Source organism: Streptomyces olivochromogenes, assembly GCF_021538895.1.
Taxonomy (GTDB): domain Bacteria; phylum Actinomycetota; class Actinomycetes; order Streptomycetales; family Streptomycetaceae; genus Streptomyces; species Streptomyces olivochromogenes_A.
The window spans coordinates 1-1,235 of record NZ_JADDRL010000263.1 but is presented as its reverse complement, the minus strand read 5'-3'; the positions used below and the strand labels follow the sequence as shown (position 1 = coordinate 1,235).

1 protein-coding gene is annotated in these 1,235 nt (G+C 67.8%); it reads left to right on the top strand.

From position 1 onward, the window contains the following. Positions 1 to 1,235 (top strand): acyl-CoA carboxylase subunit beta (locus tag IPZ69_RS46715; RefSeq protein ID WP_235461014.1); only part of this gene is annotated, 1,235 nt, incomplete at both ends.

Here is a 1,235-nt window from a genome sequence, read left to right as displayed (position 1 = left end):
GGTCCCAGCGAGAAGGCGACCGCGGCGCAGCATGCCAAGGGCAAGCTGACGGCGCGGGAGCGGATCGAGCTGTTGCTGGACCCGGGTTCCTTCCAGGAGGTCGAGCAGCTGCGCCGGCACCGGGCGACCGGGTTCGGTCTGGAGGCGAAGAAGCCGTACACGGACGGTGTGATCACCGGCTGGGGGACGGTGGAGGGCCGTACGGTCTTCGTGTACGCGCACGACTTCCGGATCTTCGGCGGTGCGCTGGGTGAGGCCCACGCGACGAAGATCCACAAGATCATGGACATGGCCATCGCGGCGGGTGCGCCGTTGGTGTCGCTCAACGACGGTGCGGGCGCCCGCATTCAGGAGGGCGTGTCCGCGCTCGCCGGCTATGGCGGCATCTTCCAGCGCAACACCAAGGCCTCGGGTGTCATCCCGCAGATCAGTGTGATGCTCGGCCCGTGCGCGGGTGGCGCGGCCTACTCGCCGGCCCTGACCGACTTCGTGTTCATGGTCCGTGAGACCTCGCAGATGTTCATCACCGGGCCGGACGTGGTCAAGGCCGTCACCGGTGAGGAGATCTCCCAGAACGGGCTGGGCGGCGCGGACGTGCACGCCGAGACGAGCGGTGTCTGCCACTTCGCGTACGACGACGAAGAGACCTGCATCGCCGAGGTGCGCTACCTGCTGTCGCTGCTGCCGCAGAACAACCGCGAGTACCCGCCGTGCGTCCCGTGCACCGACCCCCAGACCCGGCGGTCCGAGGAACTGCTGGAGCTGGTGCCGGCGGACGGCAACCGGCCGTACGACATGGCCCGGGTGATCGAGGAGATCGTCGACGACGGCGAGTACCTGGAGGTCCACGAGCGCTGGGCGGGCAACATCATCTGCGCCCTCGCCCGGCTGAACGGCCAGGTCGTGGGCATCGTCGCCAACCAGCCCCAGCATCTCGCCGGTGTTCTGGACATCGAAGCCAGCGAGAAGGGCGCGCGCTTCGTGCAGATGTGCGACGCCTTCAACATCCCGATCGTGACTTTGCTGGACGTTCCGGGGTTCCTGCCTGGTGTGGACCAGGAGCACGGCGGGATCATCCGGCACGGCGCGAAGCTGCTGTACGCCTACTGCAACGCGACCGTTCCGAGGATCTCGCTCATCCTGCGCAAGGCGTACGGCGGCGCGTACATCGTGATGGACAGCCAGTCCATCGGCGCCGACCTGACCTACGCCTGGCCGACCAACGAGATCGCCGT